Here is a 19144-nt window from a genome sequence, read left to right as displayed (position 1 = left end):
AATTCATACACAATTTTGCCAAGCTGTTGTTTACTCTGCTGAAGCAGACGTACGTTTTTTTCCATTTCATCCGGGTGCACCTGAATCCGTGTCATGCCATCTCACCGCCAACCTGATCATAGTCGTTATCCCTAAATTTTAACAAACCCGAAATATGATTGGAATTGAACAGAAGAAGCATTTTTCGCTTCATCTATTCGGTATATAGGTAACTACTCCAGGCAGCGAAATTTACACATTTGCGTATATTACATCCAGTCAATATAACTTTTAATCCTTCTTTTTTTGTTTAAAATACTGCATGATTTCTTCGGGCTGCTGCGCCTCTAAAGTGATCTGACCATTCTCAAACAGGATCATGTACGGATACGTGTGCAGATCAAAAATGTTCTCATAATCGTACTTATGTTTATCTCGGACATTATAAAACCCAACGTTGGTGATAGGCCCCTCGGCTCTCCAATGGTTGTCATTTACTTCATTTAATTGCGTTTGTAAATCTACAATAAACGGCCGTTCTGCAATCCGATCGGTAAATACAATCAACGAAGCACCATTGCTCTCATGTTTAGTCAGTTGTTCGATCGCTTTCTCTTTATTGTTCTGCCCGCATCCCGAGATTAGGAGAATACAAATACATAACAGTAAAAACTTCTTCATTAATGCAAACCTCCAAAATATGGTACAATACATAACTATGCATATTCTGACTTAATTTCTGTGATGTATAACAAGCTTCCATCTGAAAGGAGCATCCCACTTGAACAAAAAAGTAATCGTTATCATGATTGCTATCATAATCGGCTTTATCATATCAATGCTTCCAATCATTCTTTATCTTTCTGTCGCGAATTCATGAATTCTAGCGACTTCTTTGTATAGAAACACCTTAATCACCACCACCGCCCGAGTCTCCTCCGCCCCCGGAATCTCCGCTGTCTGATCCGTGATGATGACCACTCCCGCTATAGCTATCCGTATTGACCGAAGTGTGACCGCTGCTTCCACCCGAATCAGGGAATATCGTGGCGAAGACATAATTGGCGCGTTCAAACGGAAACTCTGCTGCAAACATCGGCCTGAATATGCCTCGCAAATGCAAAGCTAGCACCAATAGAGGTGTATGTTTTAATGTTGTTGATCCAGGTTCACTGTTATCTGATGCAGGTTCACGATCTGCAAGGCGTCTGAGCTCTGGATCTTGATGTTGCTGTAACACAGACCAATCTGTTTTGCGTACACATCGTGATCCAATGCCCAGCACCAGAGCGGTCTGAATGATCTGTTCCAACACTTCTGCCGACTCACTCAGGCGCTCGACTGGAAGGCCTTTTCTATATTTTCTTCGCCAGTGACGCATAGAGGCCTCCCAATCTCTCGCAAACGGAGTAACTTCTCTAGCAGGTAAGAACAGACGAACAAAAATGGAAAGAAATATCATACTGTATAGCGATGAAGTAAACGCTGAATTGCCGTCGATCGCCAAGGTGAGGCTGATAATTAACCCTACGCAAGCTGCTTGATAGAGCAAACGCACATGAATTTTCCGAATAACCAAGGACCAGATCACGACTATAACTGCCAGACCTATCACACCTGGCACAGACACACGCTCTACAAAGCACACGATACTTGTCAGAAGCAGCAGAATAGGAAATATGACATAGACAAGTAATCGCAAAAGCATCGGCGTTCGAATCAACTGTTCCCAGTCTCTCGTCTCGACGACTTGTTCCTTCCACGTCTGAACGCCTTCGCTCAGCGCCTTTTCTTTAAGCTGATAGTACTTCATGGCTTCTCTCCGCTTACTTTCCGCTTCGCTTGGTCCAGCCAAAGCATCGAGCCTCAGCCGTTGTTTACCGAAACCATAAGTAGAGAACAACCATTGCAGAAGCCCCTGTTCATCCGGCGAGGCGTTAGCAACCGAGGAATCCACACTGTATTCCAGTGTTGTTTTGGGTCTAAGTTGAGGATTGCTTTCCTCCGGATCATTGCGGTATCGCCCTTTGGTTTTCACAATTCGCATCGACAATATGCCTTTACGAGTTAACTGGAACATGGTCGCCTGCGTGTCCTTCAACTTCAGTTGGCCCTTGCTTCGCAAATAGGCGAGAAACAATGGATCTGCTTGCTCCACCTCTTCGTCTGTGAACGGTCCCTTGCTCATGCGAGCCTTCACCCAGAGCAGCAACTGAACGATAATGATGCCCAGAAGCACCCACATGATCAGTTCCATAAGCTGCTTTAACCATGCCTCCTGCAAGATCGGGGCCAGCTGTCTCTGGACAAGAACCGAATGATTGAACTGAGATGAAGCTTGCCCGTCTGTTAGTACATATCTCATGTGATGACCCCTTTCATAGGAAAAAATAAAACTTCGGTAATCTACCCTACTCTATATAAACCTGTTCATATCCCAAAAGAATCCCACCAGAGCACCCTTTTTTCATCGATGCGCCTTTCAGTGTTCATTCTTAAACATTCATCATTCATGCTTCCTGTTTCATAATTCATCATTCGTAACTCTTATCTTCCTTCTACATCTTTGGAATGTAGAATACATTTTGCTTTTCACAATCGGTTAGAACGTACACTGATTCTCCTCGCTCGACTTTGGTCAGTTCCAATCCCTTGCACGTATTCGACGTGATCTCTTCTCTGGAGCCATACGTATCTCTTGTGGCATCATAGGTGGATTGAAACAGCGTACCGTCATAGATTAGCTCATGGATGATGGGATCGCCTTCAATCGTATACATGGTGACCCGGACGTGATCCGGTTGATTCTTTTTCACATTTTGCATAAAAGACTTCCACTTATCTCGGTTTCGCATCTCCCCCAAAAGAAAGACAACATCTCCACTTTCTTCCGCTTGCTCCCCGTTATGCGGCTCAACTATGGCAGGAAAAGGAGTTCTTTTCTCTACCGGATCGGCAGTCTGCTGCGGATCATTCGGACTACAGCCTGTTGCAAGTACAGCTGCTAAACATAACATAAGTAAGTATTTTCTCATGGTAATCACCTCATATGTACAACGTGACCAGAGCCGGATAGGTTACATTTTTCAGAAGACTTATGGAAGGTATTCCTCCTTCGGATCTCTATTTCCAGCTCTTCTATGCACAAAAAATCCTCTTCAAATCAACACTGTCTAGAACGACAACCGTGATTTGAGGAGGATTATACCTCTATTCATCCTGTATTACTCGTGATACGAATACATCAACATATTACTTCTCGAACCGGAACCAGCCAAAGTCAAACTGACTACCGGGCAGGAAGATAAAGGTTACTTTTTGCTCGCCGTATACCGGCTCCAATTCAAATGTTCGTTCCTCGTATCCTTCAGACTGGGTGAACTCCACTAATTGGTTGCTCTGTCCGTCCGCACCCGAAAAGCGAATATGAATCGTGTTTTTATCTATTGCTGAAGCGCCATAGATCACTAGTTTGGGTGCACCTTCACTCGTGAAGTCCATCTGCTCAAACTCCAGTGAAACGTTATTCCCAATGCCTTCCACACGCCGACCCTCAACTGTGAACGTATCTCCGTACAGATGATCACAGGATGCTGCCGCATTCTGTTCAAAAGCCCTGCTTTGGCGCTCAAACGTGAAGCCTTTAATATGAATCTTCTGTTTCAGAACAAAGCAGATCGACGTAATTCCACTCAAGCGTTTGGATAGACGGTACGTCTCCTCCTGATACACGTTCCATATCGATTCCTTGTCATATACAACATCGGCAATCATCACACTGCCCTCTTCACCCGGTATGCCTTCCCAGATCTGAATGAAGTACGTTTCACTCGACAGCGCAAAAATGGGAATGGTGATCGTATCCGAGCCATATGGACCGAAGTCGATATTGTGGAAGCCAACATGAGTTTCGCTGTCTCTGCTGGTAGCTACACCACGTTCATTACCGTTGCCCACATCACCTTTGGTATAGTCATACAGACCACCTGAGATAAATCCATACGGATCTTTGTAGGCTGTACCCAAACCTTCTGCTTTGAACTCGAGTTGGGAGATGAGTTTGGTTTTGTCCGTACCATTCTTGCTGGTTGCACGCAGGCGGAAAGCGCCGTCGCCCATAGCTGATACTCTAACTACATGTATTTTTCCGTCTACATTTATCCCCTGAGAACCTGGCACGTCACCCGTTCCAGGAGAGATTACTTCCACTTTGGCAATATTGGACACGATGCCAGCATCATTAACTACAGACCATTCCAAATCCCGATATGAAGTATTCTCCGGGTACAGTTTGGCTGTAACAATCACTTCCGGGTTGACAGGATCGAGTACCTGGCCTGATTCACTGATGATCTCAATTTTCCGCAAAGGAATCTCCTTAGCGTTGCCCGTCAGTACCGGAAGCTCTTCATTTGTCATGAAGACAGGTTGCTTTGAATTCAGGGCGTAAGCGGTATCGGTATGAAACTGCCCCCCTCGTTCTCTTCCTTTCCCATTCGCATCCATTGTTACGGATTCTCGCCCCTCATCCGCTACTGTAGATTCAAATGTCGCTGTCACTCCTTCTACCCCCTCCGAAGACACCTCGATCTGGATCGTTCCTGCCTCATTCGTCGATCCAATAATCGCCATCAACTTACCGCTGAACAACCTTCTACTTAGTCCTTTATACGGGTCATAGTCCGTGCTGTCACCGTTATCCAGTCCAAGCAAGCGACCGGGTCCGGTCACCTTCACATGCACACGGTTATTGGCATTGTGCACTGGATGACCTGCTTCATCTTCCACTGTAATTTCCACAAAAATAAGGTCTTTCCCGCCCGTCTGCAACTCCTGCCGATCCGCCTGGAGAAGAACCTTCTTCGCATCGCTGAAAGAGCGCTGTACATCAGTAGCAATCACCGCACCATGCTCATCATAAGCAATGGCCTTCAGCTCACCCTCTTCAAATGGCACTTTCCACCAGCCGGACAACTGGGTTCCATGGGCATGGTCAATATCATACGTGCCGACTGTTTCGCCATTGAGCTGCAACTCAATTTTCGGCGCGTTGCTGCACACGCGAACATCAATGATCTGACCAGGGCTAAAATCCCAGTAAGGGAATATATGCACCATTGGACTTTTTTTATAATCCGTCCAAGCGGCTTGATAGATGTAATAAGGGTCTTTCGGGAACGTGGCTGTGTCCAGCTGTCCAAAATACGAATTCTTCGTATGATATGGCGTCGGTTCACCAATATAGTCAAATCCTGTCCAAAGGAATTGCCCCAAGGAATACGGATGATCACGTTCAGCTATAATGCAATACTCCGGCGATTTCGCTCCCCAACTGGTCGTACTGTTCCCAAGTGCTGAGCATTGCTCATCATCGTCGTCCAGAACGGGCTGTTCATACGGAAAGTGATAGATGCCACGGCTCTGCACAACCGAAGAGGTCTCGCTTCCATAGATGATCCAGTCCGGGTGTTCGGCATGATGCTGGTCATAATATTTTTCCGCGTAGTTGTATCCGGCCAGCTTCACGATATCTGCACATTTCTGAGCATTCTCCCAAGGCATGTAGTTCGAACCAATCGTCACACGTGCGTTTCCTTTCGGATCGAATTCCTGCACATACGCCATCAGCATACGTGTCACTTCCTGGCCGCGCTCATCCGCATGGGTATCATAGATTTCGTTTCCGATACTCCACATGATCAGACTAACGCGATTCCGATCCCGTCTCACCCAACTGCGTACATCTCTATACGACCACTCTGGGAAAAATCGTGCATAGTCATACGGCGTCTTCGCCCGTTCCCACATATCAAACGCTTCCGACACCACCAGCATGCCCATCTCATCGGCAAGCTCCATGAACTCTTTTGCCGGCATGTTGTGCGCGGTTCGAATCGCGTTGACTCCCATCTCTTTCAGCAAAACAAACCTTCTTCTCAGCGCCGTCACATTAAACGCAGTTCCTAATGCGCCGAGATCATGGTGTTCGCAGACACCGTTCAGCTTCATTTTTACCCCATTCAGATAAAAGCCTTCACGGGCGTCCAGCCTAACCTGTTTGAACCCGATTCGTTGCTGAACAGACTCAATAACCTGCTCATGTCGATCATCCGAGATCAGACGTAGCTCTGTTACGAGATCATATAAATGGGGTGTTTCCGGGCTCCAAAGATGAGGATGTAGAACGTTAAGCCGCTGGCTGTTTGAGTAACTATTTGCAGTTACTTTTGCGTGTGGATGTACATGTGTATGTGCAGTTAACTCCGGCAGCTCATCTGGATCTGTATCTGCCTTGGCATTAATATTCGTACTTGTACTTGTACAAGTATCCGTGCCTGTATTGGTACTTAAATTGGTACTTGTATTTATACCTGCATTGGTCTTGGTATTCAGGCTTGTATTATTCATATTTTGATAATCTACACCCTTAGTGCCGTTCGCCACAATCTCCGCTTGAGAAGATGCAATGACCTCACCATTGTACAAAATCGTATGCACCAACTGCGTACGCTGATTCAGCTCCAGGCACAGCTCTGTATCCACCTCGATTTGCCAACCATCTTGCTGCTGCTGCATCGAGACATAGATTCCATCGGTTTCGATGTGGTTGCGACTCCTTGTTTTCAGCCACACATTCCGATAAATCCCTGCTCCAGAATACCATCTGCTGTTCGGACTCTGATGCACAACTTTGACCAAAATCTCATTATCCCCGTCCACCAGCGCATTCGTAATTTCGTGCTCAAAAGCAGAGTACCCATACTTCCATTCCCCAACGAAATGCCCATTCACATACACAGACGAATCCATATACACCCCGTCAAAACACAAAAGCACCTGCTGTTGCTCATCCTTCGTATATTCAAACGTCTTGCGATACCATCCAATACTGTTCTCATATAAATCCAATGTATTGTAGATCAGCCAATCATGAGGAAACTCCACCGCCTCAAAGGAAAGGTCAGTAAAATCAATAAGTTCAGTAGCATTCGTAAGATCAGTAGTAGCAGTAAGGCCAGCAGAATTGGGTAGTTCGGTAGGATTGGCAGGATCAGTAAAGTTAGTAGCACCGATAGTTTCAGTAAATTCGGTAGTGTCATTAGCGTCTGTAGAATCAGCAGAACCAATAGAGCCAATAACATCAGTAGCAGTAGGGTCAATACGACCCGTTCGCTCAGTAACATCCGCATCTTCAGTAAGTTCAGTACCTATATTAGGCTCCATCAGCTTTGTAACGCTTAAGTCACTTTTGGCAAATTGCCATCCATCATTAAAAAGTCTCTTCACATTCATGCCATTTCTCACTCTCTTCTGGTTGATTAGTTGTTACGTTCCAGCTGGTTTCATTCATTTTACGAAAACCTTTTCGTTATAATGTAGAAAGTATATCACATAATATAATTAATGCACTTATTATACTAATTCACTCGCATATTCCAACGTAAAATTTATTTAATTTTTCAGACGTTAAGTGAACGTTTTCATTAGTAGAAGCAATTAATTTCCACATTAACCTACGGTCACTCCCCACAACGAAACCAACATCAAAAAAGGCAACCCGACAATCGGGTCACCACTTAAGAATACTTGTATAACACTAGAAGGAATATCCTCTTCAAATCACCCTAACTTTTTAAGCTTCTCCTATTATACCTGTACATTTTTCTAACGATCACCAGAGACGCTATTTGGGCAAAATTACACCGTTTTATGTTCTAACGATCACAGGGAAGCTTATTTTAATAGAACGAAGCGAAAACAAGTGATAATCCTCTGTTTTTGGCGAAATAAGGTTCCTGGTGATCGTTAGAATTCCAGAGAACCCCATTTCACTCAAATAAGCTCATCTGAGATCGTTAGCGTGTTCAAGATATCGGAGGAACACTTTACGCCCCACTTTTTGACCAAACTTTATACGAAAAAACTTACACCTACACTTACACCTACACCCTCAATCCAAACATGAACCTAAACACTCAACCTCATCCTTGAAATAATACTCTTAAGCCGAAGCATCAACCTTAACTCCTAGGCCAAACTTCAAATCTAACTTTCAAATCTAATCTTATAACCACCCCTTCAAACTAACCCTTTCAAACCAAACTTCAAAAACTTCAAACCTATACTCCCCACCCAAACCTATGCCTTGTAAAAAGGGTTCCACCCTTGGCCTTTGCCCGATGGCATCGCGCCTGGCACACCGTCCGCCTCAAGCAGCGGACGAACAACTAACTTCACAGGCCACGCCTCGCTCTCGAAGATAACGCGCTCCAGCGTGGCCCGATCAGCCTCGGGAAGCTGCACTTGGTGCAGCGCTTCCCGCCAGGTCTGCTCCGTGATCTCCCAGAACTTCGTTTCCGGGATGTTGTACACTTCGCTCATCGCCTCCATGATCGCAGCCAGATTCACCTGCGTTCCAAGAGACTGTACATAAAAGATCAACTTTTCGATCGTTTCATTGTACAAACTATTCGAATACCCAGGACGAATATGATAACCCGGATCGGCAATTCCATGCTTGTCCAGATACGGCTGATGCAAGCGCACAGAATCATGATCCCGGAACAATAACCCCTTCACCTGCTGATGTTCTAATACCAGACAGCAGTTCTGACCATGGATCTCCGGTACAACCCCCATCTTGAACAGACGCATCACGATATCATAGAACGTAACTGCAATCTGACTGTAGAACGCCAGAACATCTTCTGCACTCACATCCTCGTCCAGAATCTCGGTCAACAAATGATGCCCGTCCAGATTTACGCCGAGTGCAGCCATCGGAACAATTTTGTAAGCATCATCCAGCAACTCGGCGGGATAGACACGGATCTGCGCTGCCAGATGCCGCGGGTGATCATCGAACAGTCCCATCGACCCCGGCATAAATCCCCACCAGTTCTGCTCCTCACACATGTATACTTTTTCTTTCAGTATCTCGTCACAAGCTACTGCCTGCCTTAACATCTGCTCTCCGACAAGTCCATTCAGCAGCTTAACAACCGGAAGATAACGAGCGGCACCGAGTGACAGCACACTAACGGGCAACTTGAGCATGAGTGCAGACTCCGCAGTTTGAGCCATCGACCGCAGAGATGACGTAGCGAATACATCTCCAATCTGCATATCCAGCACCACAATGCTGCCTTCTACGATTTCTTTCGTAAACCGTGGCAAAATGATGTGCTCCAGCTGCCACGGATGCACCGGCATAGGCAAATATTCATCCATAGACAGACCTCTGCGATGGAACTCTGCCTGCACTTCCTCACGCTGCGCATCATATAACATATCGAGAATAGACAAGCCATTCTCACATCCCTGTTGCACAGCATTCCGTCTGATCGCCACCCAGCGCAACCGAATCGTTTTGCCGAACTCGGCAGCGTATTCCGTGACATCTTCAGCACTGAATCCAATCTTTGCTTTGGAGGATGGATGGAACGGCCGATCCCGAAGTGCAGCAATGCGCTCACTTTTCACAAACCATTCATATGCAGACTTCGGCTCATAAGCAGACAACGTCTGAACCTGATTCCAGCCAAGTTCATACTGCTCTACAGCCAGGTCCAAACTTGCCAGAAAATCTGCCACCCCCGGCTGAGCATAGGCTTCTTCGGATAATGCACGTTGCAACAATGCACGCCCGACCGACGCCGGGGTATCCAGCATTGTCCAGCTCCCGTCCGAATGTTGCTGATAGATCGGTGATCCCTGAACCCACTGAATGCCTTGCCTTACCCCGTTTTCTACCAAACAAAGTATACCGTCGGTATGCAACCCCAAACGGAAAGGCGGCGTAACTGCGGACGTATCCCGAGCAGAGTAAACCTTACCAAAGTTGTTGTTATTGAAGTTATTGTTGCTGAAAATATTGTTATAGTAATTATTGCCACTGACATTGCTCGCAATAAAGCTATTCTCACCGGAATGTTCATCAGTAGAGTTACTCTCACTGATATTATCCAGCGTAGAGTTACGCTCATTGGAGTTATCCTCACTATGGTTCCGCTCATCGACAATGTGACTGTGTGTATGTTTCTTCGCACTCCCCTTTTCCCACCCGGCCTCATACCCTTGATATAACTGTCGAAGCTCCGCAGGTGCAGTAGCAAAATCAACAAACGAATGACCTTGCAGTGGAAGTAACTGCTCAGCGAGCAGACTATTCATCAGATCGGACATCACCTGCTGTTCAGCAGTTTGCCGACTGGAACGTTGCATTAGCGTTGACATGTTCATCGCCCTCCGTCAAATAGTGGAATGCCGGGTGCGGATGCCCCAGGAAATCATGATGCGAGATCGTCCAGGCGTACGCCCCTGATTTTTCAAACACAATCAAATCGCCCACGCTTAACCGCGCAATCTCTGCACCGGAATGCATGCGATCCTTCGGCGTACATAATTCACCTACAATATGGGCTTGCTCTCCTCGCACCTCGGGTCTTGTAAACTCATGCTTCCATCGATCCGTATATACAATGTGGAAGGGATGATTATGTCCCCATGACGCAGGCAACCGATGATGATGTGTACCTCCCCTTAAAATGACAAACATCTGTCCGTGCGAACGTTTAATATCCGTTACCTCGGTTGCATAATAACCGTGATCTGCCACTAACAAGCGACCTGATTCAAAAAACAACTCTCCACCTCGGGTAGCAAGGCGTTTTACGGCTTCACTCTGTTGCAAAAGCATGGTAAATAAAGACCAGTCGAAGCCCGGACTCCCGTCATACGTCACCCCAAAGCCTCCGCCTGCATTGACTACGTCCACCTGCAAGTTATATTGCTGTTGCCAGCCCTCCACCTTTTGCAAATAAAGTTCGATCATCTCGGCATGCAGTCTGGCATCCATATTGTTCGACAGGGAGTGGAAATGGAATCCGCATAACCGAACCGAATCCGCGCCTTCCACACGAATCAGCTCAATCGCTTCCTCCACCGTCTCCTCATCGATCCCAAACGGACTAGGGCCACCGCCCATCACAATTTTGGTTTGTGGCAAGGTATTACTCCGCAAGTTGATACGGAGCAACACACGCACCTCAGACTTCTGTCGCTCTCTTGACTGCCCTTGCTCCACTTGCGATTTCGCTTGTGCTTGTCCCTGTTCCCCTCCCTCTCCACCTTGCCCTGTTCCTCTTCCTTGCACTTTTCCTTGCACTTTTCCTTGTTCTCTTCCATCCTCTATTCCTTGCTCTCGCTCTTTGGCAATCGCAATGATACGGCGCAATTCCAGCAGACTCTCCACATGGATATAACTCACGTGATGATCTATTGCCAGCTTCAACTCGCTTTCCTTCTTGCCCGGTCCGCCGAACAGGATCGGAACTTCACGGCTCACCGCACGCACTTTCATCAGCTCGCCGATGGACGCCACCTCAAACCCCTTCACCAATGGAAGCAACGCTTCAATAATGCGCGGATCGGGGTTGGCTTTGATCGCATAGAACAACTGCGTATATGCTGGCATCGTTTGCAGCATTGCCCGGACTTGCTCCTGAATCCCTGCGAGATCGTAGATGTATGCACAAATCGGATCATGTGTTTCACGTTGAATCCCTTCTAACATAAGCTGTACACTGGTTTTCACATTAATCCACCTGCATTTCTGTAGTCATTCCGCTTTTGCGCGTAGGCTCGGAATGCCGTATTGCGGTCATCTCCAAGCACATAGATGTGTACATTACGCTCACGCCAGACGGTCATGTCTTCAATTCCTCTTGTGACCGTCGCATAGGGTATACCGGACTGCTGCGCGGTCTCATGCAATACGTTTAATGCCTCCCTCACATCCGGGTGATCCGTCTGCCAAGGCACACCCAGCGATTGCGATAAGTCCGCCGCACCTTCAAGTACAAAGCTGACCTGAGGATGAGATAAAATCTCCGGGCTTTGCCTTACACCCTTTATGCTTTCGATCATCGGTACGATCATTACCTGTGCATTGGCTTCCGAGACGTATTCAGTCAGCGGGAATTTACCGAATACACCTGGTCGTCCGCTGTTCAAACTACGCATGCCTAACGGATGATAATATGCATGATGTGCGGCTTCCTTCACTTGCGAGAGCGTCTCCACATGGGGAATGACGATCCCCTGTGCTCCGCAGTCCAGCACCTTCAGAATCTCTGTCCGTTCGATATTCGAAATCCGTACGAGTGGTGTGAGGCCAGCCCCTTCGGCTGCTCTTATCAACTCTTCTACGGACTCCATTGATGTTGCGGTATGCTCCAGATCAATGATGACAAAGTCATAGTCTGCATGACCAATCATTTCGATGATGATCGGATGCGGAATGGATACAAATAGGCCAAATACCTGCTGTTTGCGGGCAATTTTTTCCTTCAGTGTGTTCATCCTCATCGGTTTGCTTCCTTCTGTTCGACTTCATCTTTCTGCTCGTGTTCACCGCTCTGCTCAAGTTTTTTTATCTGCTCATATTCATGCTCGTATTCATGCTCATATTCATGATCCTGTTCAAGCGCATCCTTCGCCAGCTTGAGTGGATTGCTTGCCTTGCGGAAATACAATTCCCCATCCCCATACAGCCGCCGCTTTGTCATCTCTTCGATCAAGGCATCCTCTGCCAGCAGATCAAACATCTTAAACCGCTCTGCATACTCGGGATGTTGTCGCTGATAATCCAGAATTACACCAGCGCAGAGCCGCCAGAATGCTTCTTCGGACAGGCCAAACGGCTCCAGTGACAAGGCAACATCCGTCATGCAGATAAAAAAGAATGCATCATACGTATAGTCGCGCACCTCTGATACATCCCCGGCATAGATGAAGGAATACCGATTGAATTTGCGATGAGTTTCCGGTTCAGGGTGCAGCTTCGGTGCCCGTTCGGGGTGCAGCAGCTGATCCGGAACGTAACGGACGCCATCATGCAAATCTTTGATGATGATGCGTTTGGGCAGATCATTTTCCAGCACCAAAATGATATTCTGGGCATGCGATTCAAGTGCGATTCCGTGCGCATACAAGAGATGAATAATGGGCAGCGTGAGTGTACGCACCAGCGCCTCTGCCCATGGCTGAACACCATGCCGCTCGGTGGCCTCTTGTATAAAAGGAACCCCGTTCCGCTGCACTAACATGAGTGCGTTCAGCGGCCATGCCGTTTCACCAGCCTTCAGGTGAACGGATACATTTTCACGCCAGATTGCACCCAGGGTGCCGTAAGCGCGGCCGTACTGCGTAACAGGCAATTGTTCGTAACGGAACGAGAGACCCATGATTTCTTTTAAAATGACAAACTGCTCCCGCTGCAACAGCTTATCCTCCCGCACCAGTTGATCCAGCCAATCACTGATCAGAGGTGCATTTTGCGTCGTATGCTGGGCAAGAATGCGTGTACTTGACGTGTTCGTTATGCTCAGAGCCAGCTTGATGTATGGAGCCAAAGGATTATTTCGATTCGAGAGGGAACGAATGGACTGCTGCGCACGATAAACTGAGGATGAAGTACCCAAATAAATGATGTCTCCATCCATGAGTTGCTTGGCAAATATGGATTCTACCGAGTGCTCCCACTGCCATGGATGAATCGGGATCAATACATAGGAATCCATGTCCAATGAAGTTGTTTTGTCCCTAATAACCTGACGGAAGTGCTGCAAATCTTCCTCCGTCAGATGCTGTTCCAGCAGTGCTGCCGAGTCATAACCACCGGATACAGCCGTTTGAACCATTTCTTTTCGCACCGCAACCCAGATAAGCAGAACGTCTGCATCAAACTCTGGACCATAAGCGAGATTGTCTTGCAACGAAAACCCAAGTCTGGACTTGTAACTCGGATGGTATAAATGTCCGTCCGTCATGTGACTTTCGAGCGCATCGTAGTGACGATCCTCTACCGGAATACGAAGAGGCAGCAACGCCCGGCACTGACTGTCTTTGGCCATCGTTTCTTGCAACTCCTGAACAAATGCCGTCAGTTTCGCACCCTGCAAACGATTCAGTACCATCTCTTCCAAAAATAAATCCAGATCCGTGCAGGTAACACCTTCGCGCTTGATCGATCCAACCTTCACCTTCACCCTTCCAAACGAAAACTTCTGCTCTGCGTCACACGTATACACCACGGATTCACCATTTGCAGTAACACCGCAGGTCGACCACTCACTCCCGTTCACTCGACGATCCAAAATATCTTCAAACCACATCGCTTCCAGTACCTGGCGTATGATCCTTTCCTGAACTTCCACGTACACAGGGACTGCGTTGTCATTTGGCGTTCTACGTCTTTCATCCGCTATGTTTGATTGGGGTGATTCATGTGATTCGTGTGAATTATTAGGTTCGTTTTGTTCGATTGGTTCACTAATGCTGTTAATCTTATTTGTTCCACTTGTTCCGCCTATTTCAGTTGGGTCTGTTTCTATTCTGCCTGCTACTTTACTTCCCTTTTTTTCTTCTGCCTCATTGCTGATTTCCACGGATCTCACGTGCTTCACTCCCTAAACGTTTCATGACGTTACCTACCGGCACATAAACCGGGGTCTGACTAATGCCCGTGAGACAACTCACCAGATTTTGTTTGGCCAGAAAAGCATCTGCGGTCAGCAAATGCTCCACATAAGCATTACCTGTTCGTGCCCGTTCTTCCTCAAGCACCTCTCGCACCTGCACCCAGAAGTACTCCTCCGGCACGTTCACATCCCGGGCCAGTACATGAATTAACGAACCCAGATGATTCACGATAAAATAATACGAGGTTCGCGCCCATGCCTTCTCACGCGGATAAAATAACAACCCGGACAGTCCATCGACCAGTTGCTCGTCTACACTGACCCCTTCCAGATCACGTACGATAAAAGCTATCGGCATGCCCTGCTCCAAGGTCACCAATGTATTCTGCAAATGGGCTTCAAAATGAATGCCTTTTTCTCCCGCTGCTCGCACAAGCGGTAACAACGAGCAGGTTAGATACCGTGACAACCATTGCTTGACCTTGTCACAATCCACCATATTATTTTCGGCAATGGCAACAGGATGAGCTGCCTTCCACTGACCATTCGCTGCACCCTTGCTATGTTCATGATTAGCGTATTCCCGTCCACCAGAGGCATGTCGGGTAACCTTTGCTGGTTCGGGTTTTCCACTTACCATATGCACAGGTTTGTCTGTTGCATCTTCGGCGCCATCACGTCTGCCTCGCAGCATTGTCACTAACCGGGACGGTGCCCCAGGCCATGGCGACTCGACCAGACTGGACAATACATATGTATTCGCAGGGTCGAATTCAATGGGCCGATAGGCGATCGTGAACAGGCTTGTCAGCTCTTCATTCTCGAATCTACATGTCGCTACACCTGTCTCATACGCGATTTGAGTCTTTGGCTCTGCATCAAAACATCCCTGCTCCCACACATACGTGGATGCATCCATTGTCCGCCTCATCTGCTCGGCACTGTTGGTGCGGATCATGTTGGTAATTTGCATATTCAGCGACAGCTTGATATTGCAGTTCCAGGTCGGAACGTACACCGTGCGTACCGAAGAGGTCGGATAGGCAAGCGGCCCTGCGCTGCCCAGCAGTAACAACTTCTCTTCACGGATATACGACTGCACCTCATCCAGATGGGAGATGTGCGCATACTGCCATGGATGAACGGGCAAGAGCCCATACATGCTGATCTTCTCTTTTGACACAGGCCAGTCCTGACTTGCCAGAAGGTGGTGCAGGTCTATTTTGTCCGAGTGCGCTACCCATTCCTCTGCATATACATCTTGTCTTACGGCGATATAACAGAGCTGGAACGAGGTTCGAAGTTCTGGACTATATCGCTGCACATCCTGGGCAGTGAAACCGCTGGAGTTTTTCGGAAAAGGGTGAAACGGATGACCATACAACAAGGACTGCTCAGAGGTAATATAGTCATGCACTTCTAGATCAGATGCTTGCTCTATATACAATGTGAGATTAGCAACGCTGTTCTCCACTTTTTGAATAAAATCACGAACGCGTTCGCCTCCCCGATCTGGATCTCCGCCAATTTCAGACGAAATCCAGCGCACCAGATCATGGTAATGCACAGTTTGCCCATTATAATTCATACTGAGATATTCATGCTCACCCATAGCTGAGTAGTAAGACAACAGCCCCATTACGCTTACACCGCTGGTTGGAAAAGTAATCGTATAGGTCAGCGTATCCGGGTTAAGCTGAATCTGTTCTGCTCTCTCCGGCCCAAGCTCACGGATATAACAGTTCAGCAGTAGCTTGCAGGAATGTTCATCGGCCTGTTGCTCCGCCTTGGACCGGAGTTTGTTTTCCATTTTGAACAATGAAGCCAACCTTCTTTCGAGTTATAAGTAAGACCAGAGGTAACGTTAGCAGAATAGCGCAGCCAAGACCTACACAGATTTCTTTGATGGCTCCCCATTTCGCCAGTTCAACCGCGCTGCCTTGCCCAGCCAGCCATTGCCAGCGCATATCGTAATACAGCGTCATGCCCATCACTGCAAACGATGAAGCCAGTCGTTCAATTGTTGTAGACAGTACCGATCCTTCATGCATATCTTCATCAGGCAACGCCTGCAGACCTATAGCAGAAATACTCATACCGGACAGACCCACACCCATGCCCCGGCACGCCATCAGCACCCCGATGATCCATACAGACGCCCCCATAGGCAGAAATGCAAAGGACAGAATAGATATCGATACCAGCAGTGTTCCCCAAGCGATAAATTGAAGGGAGCGCCCCCGATCTAACAGGTTGCCTCCAATCCACATGAACAGACTGGTGGAGATGGAGAGCGGAATGAACAGGGCACCGGAAAGTGCAGGAGACCATTGAAAGACTTCCTGAAACAGCAGTGGCAACGCAAAAATCACGCCGAACATCACGCAATCCTGAATCGTGGAGATCAGAACGGTAAGGGAAAAAACACCTTTTCTCCGCAGTAACGAATAACGGATGAGCGGCTCATCACGTGAATTTTCAACCTGGACAAAACGAATAAGCAACACCACGCCAAGAGCAATCAGGGTCCAGGGTATCCATGGAGCCACTGTAGGACTGGCATACAACTGTACGCCCAGACTAAGTGCACCAACTGCACCAACAAGCCGTATTACACTGGATGGATGCCACGTTTTCCTGCGAGCCGGGGTGTAGGCTTGAATCACGCGTCCACAACCCATTAGCGAAAAAAGAGCCAGCGGCACGTTCAGCCAGAAAAGCATCTCCAGCCGTCCATACTGAATGATAAACCCGCCGAGTGTCGGCCCAGCCGCAGGAGCAAGCATCAGCAGCAAACCCCAGGCGCCCGTAATGCGTCCCCGAACCTCCGGACCGTAAACATCAAACAGCAGCACAAGGGATAAAGGAATCATCAGGCCTGCGGCCACACCATGCATGAACCTTACAAGCAGCAGCACTTCAATGAAAGAATGGAGCAAGGCACCGAGCACAGAAAATACCCCGTAAATGCAGATGCCCAGCATGTATGTCCGCTTGCGTCCCAACCTGTCTACGATCAGGGAAGCCAGCGGCATCGTTAATGTCATGGCGAGCATATAGAGGGCAATGATCCAGCCGCCCGCTGTAGTGGAAATGTCATAATATTCGATGAAATACGGAAGCAGCAGGTTAAACGCACTGTTAGTAAGCACAAGGGTGAAGGCTCCCAGTAGAATAGCAAGTAAAACCGCATGCCGCCGAAGCAGCGATACACTCAGCATACCGCTTCCGTTAATGCAATAGCTTCCGATACCGACTGTTCAAAAATTGCCAGTATTTCGCCCGCTTCCTTCTCCGTAATATTCAGTGGCGGCAGGAAACGCACAACCGCGGAGTGACGTCCACCGACTTCCACAATGAGACCATTCCGGAAACATTGCTGCTGAATGACGGAAGCCAGTTCACCATGTTGTAGATAATGTCCAAGACGATCCTTGCCTCCCTGCGGATTAACCACTTCAACACCGATCATCAGTCCCCGGCCACGAACGTCACCAATTTCGGCAAAACGTTCTTTCATTGCGTTGAGCCGTGTCATGAATTGCTCACCGCGCAGATGCACATTATGCATCACATGATGCTCCTTGATATAACGGAGCGTGGCGAGACCCGCAGCCATGGCTAGTTGATTGCCACGAAATGTTCCTGTATGCGCACCCGGCTTCCACTGATCCAGCTCTTCCTTATAGATCACAACAGACATGGGAAGACTGCCGCCTACGGCTTTGGAGCAAATGATGACATCGGGCACAATGCCCGCGTGTTCAAACGAAAACATACGCCCCGTCCGACCAATACCCGTCTGCACTTCATCAATAATGAGTGGAATGTTTCGCTCCGCTGTGATTCGGCGCAACTCCTTCAACCACTCCATATCCGCTGGAATCGCACCACCCTCGCCTTGTACCGTTTCCACAATCACACCGCATGGCGCAGCTATTCCGCTCTCACAATCATCCAGCAAGTTTTCAATGTACTGTGAACTTAAACGGGCAGTCATGCCTTCACCAACCCCAAACGGACAGCGGTATTCATACGGAAACGGCAGAAAATGCACATCCGGTAGCAGGCTTTGCAGCTGTTCCTTTTTACTCAGATTGCCACTCATGGACATCGTCGCTTGGGTTGAACCGTGGTATCCACCTTGGAAAGCCAAAATGGATTTGCCGCCTGTTGCATGTTTTACCAGTTTGATCGCTGCTTCGACCGCATCGGCTCCGGTTGGTCCGCAGAACTGAATTTTGGATCTATCCCGCATCTCTTCGGGCAGTAAGGAGAGTAGCTCCTGCATAAACGAAAGCTTAAGCGGTGTAGCCAAATCCAGGGTATGTAACGGAATTTGCTGATCAAGCGCCTCGCGAATGGCGCTAACGACCGTCTCATGGTTATGTCCAAGCGCGAGTGTTCCCGCACCTGCGAGACAATCGTAAAATTCACGGCCTTCCGTATCCGTAATCTTGATACCCTGAGCTTTGCTGATAACGAGCGGGAAATGCCGTGGGTATGATCGTGCGTTGGACTCCTTTTCGTTCTGTAGCTTCAGGTATTCCGTCTGTACCTCTACTGACATAACTCTCTAACGCCCCTTATCCTCGATTCAGGCCTATCATGCCTGTACATTCGTTAATGACTCTGTAACTACTCGTATTGTTGAAACTCCCCAAATGACCACAATCAGCAAT

General features: G+C 47.9%; 11 protein-coding genes. All 11 read right to left on the bottom strand.

Annotation, left to right across the window (positions count from 1 at the left end; all coding sequences use genetic code 11):
- Positions 1-270 precede the first annotated feature (270 nt).
- A complete protein-coding gene (locus AB4Z30_RS27060; protein WP_441930580.1) occupies positions 271-660 on the bottom strand; it encodes a hypothetical protein in 390 nt (129 codons plus the stop codon).
- A 229-nt stretch (positions 661-889) separates the two neighbouring features.
- Positions 890-2344 (bottom strand): DUF2207 family protein, encoded by a 1455-nt coding sequence (locus AB4Z30_RS27055; protein ID WP_441930578.1) that lies wholly within the window; start codon positions 2342-2344, stop codon positions 890-892.
- 193 nt (positions 2345-2537) lie between these two features.
- A complete protein-coding gene (locus AB4Z30_RS27050) occupies positions 2538-3014 on the bottom strand; it encodes a DUF4362 domain-containing protein (RefSeq protein WP_441930576.1) in 477 nt (158 codons plus the stop codon).
- Between the two features lie 217 nt (positions 3015-3231).
- Positions 3232-7272, bottom strand: coding sequence for a glycoside hydrolase family 2 TIM barrel-domain containing protein (locus AB4Z30_RS27045; protein WP_441930574.1), 4041 nt, complete (start codon positions 7270-7272; stop codon positions 3232-3234).
- A gap of 846 nt (positions 7273-8118) precedes the next feature.
- Positions 8119-10215 (bottom strand): IucA/IucC family protein, encoded by a 2097-nt coding sequence (locus tag AB4Z30_RS27040; RefSeq protein WP_441930572.1) that lies wholly within the window; start codon positions 10213-10215, stop codon positions 8119-8121.
- Complete coding sequence (locus tag AB4Z30_RS27035) at positions 10175-11575, bottom strand: type III PLP-dependent enzyme (RefSeq protein ID WP_441930570.1); 1401 nt, start codon at positions 11573-11575, stop codon at positions 10175-10177. Before AB4Z30_RS27035 ends, AB4Z30_RS27040 begins: the two co-directional genes overlap by 41 nt.
- Positions 11572-12348: an HpcH/HpaI aldolase family protein gene (locus AB4Z30_RS27030; protein WP_441930568.1), complete on the bottom strand. Its 777-nt coding sequence runs from the start codon at positions 12346-12348 to the stop codon at positions 11572-11574. The genes AB4Z30_RS27035 and AB4Z30_RS27030 overlap by 4 nt, the downstream gene beginning before the upstream one ends.
- Complete coding sequence (locus AB4Z30_RS27025; RefSeq protein ID WP_441930566.1) at positions 12345-14438, bottom strand: IucA/IucC family protein; 2094 nt, start codon at positions 14436-14438, stop codon at positions 12345-12347. The genes AB4Z30_RS27030 and AB4Z30_RS27025 overlap by 4 nt, the downstream gene beginning before the upstream one ends.
- The gene (locus AB4Z30_RS27020) at positions 14413-16272 is read right to left on the bottom strand and encodes an IucA/IucC family protein (protein WP_441930596.1); all 1860 of its coding nucleotides are present in this window, start codon (positions 16270-16272) and stop codon (positions 14413-14415) included. The genes AB4Z30_RS27025 and AB4Z30_RS27020 overlap by 26 nt, the downstream gene beginning before the upstream one ends.
- Positions 16229-17683 carry an MFS transporter gene (locus AB4Z30_RS27015; protein ID WP_441930564.1) on the bottom strand — a complete coding sequence of 485 codons (1455 nt, stop codon included), beginning with the start codon at positions 17681-17683 and terminating at the stop codon, positions 16229-16231. Before AB4Z30_RS27015 ends, AB4Z30_RS27020 begins: the two co-directional genes overlap by 44 nt.
- Entirely contained in the window at positions 17677-19032 is a 1356-nt protein-coding gene (locus AB4Z30_RS27010) for a diaminobutyrate--2-oxoglutarate transaminase (protein WP_441930563.1), read from the bottom strand. Before AB4Z30_RS27010 ends, AB4Z30_RS27015 begins: the two co-directional genes overlap by 7 nt.
- Positions 19033-19144 lie beyond the last annotated feature (112 nt).

Source organism: Paenibacillus sp. 2TAF8, assembly GCF_052114825.1.
GTDB lineage: Bacteria > Bacillota > Bacilli > Paenibacillales > Paenibacillaceae > Paenibacillus.
The sequence above is the reverse complement of the archived record's forward strand: the minus strand, read 5'-3'. Positions and strand labels throughout refer to the sequence as shown.

Excerpts from the sequence above, each read along its gene's own strand:
- AB4Z30_RS27045 (WP_441930574.1), bottom strand. The coding sequence starts at position 7,272 with ATGAATGTGAAGAGACTTTTTAATGATGGATGGCAATTTGCCAAAAGT.
- AB4Z30_RS27040 (WP_441930572.1), bottom strand. The coding sequence starts at position 10,215 with ATGTCAACGCTAATGCAACGTTCCAGTCGGCAAACTGCTGAACAGCAG.
- AB4Z30_RS27010 (WP_441930563.1), bottom strand. The coding sequence starts at position 19,032 with ATGTCAGTAGAGGTACAGACGGAATACCTGAAGCTACAGAACGAAAAG.
- AB4Z30_RS27060 (WP_441930580.1), bottom strand. The coding sequence starts at position 660 with ATGAAGAAGTTTTTACTGTTATGTATTTGTATTCTCCTAATCTCGGGA.
- AB4Z30_RS27055 (WP_441930578.1), bottom strand. The coding sequence starts at position 2,344 with ATGAGATATGTACTAACAGACGGGCAAGCTTCATCTCAGTTCAATCAT.
- AB4Z30_RS27030 (WP_441930568.1), bottom strand. The coding sequence starts at position 12,348 with ATGAGGATGAACACACTGAAGGAAAAAATTGCCCGCAAACAGCAGGTA.
- AB4Z30_RS27020 (WP_441930596.1), bottom strand. The coding sequence starts at position 16,272 with ATGGAAAACAAACTCCGGTCCAAGGCGGAGCAACAGGCCGATGAACAT.
- AB4Z30_RS27015 (WP_441930564.1), bottom strand. The coding sequence starts at position 17,683 with ATGCTGAGTGTATCGCTGCTTCGGCGGCATGCGGTTTTACTTGCTATT.
- AB4Z30_RS27050 (WP_441930576.1), bottom strand. The coding sequence starts at position 3,014 with ATGAGAAAATACTTACTTATGTTATGTTTAGCAGCTGTACTTGCAACA.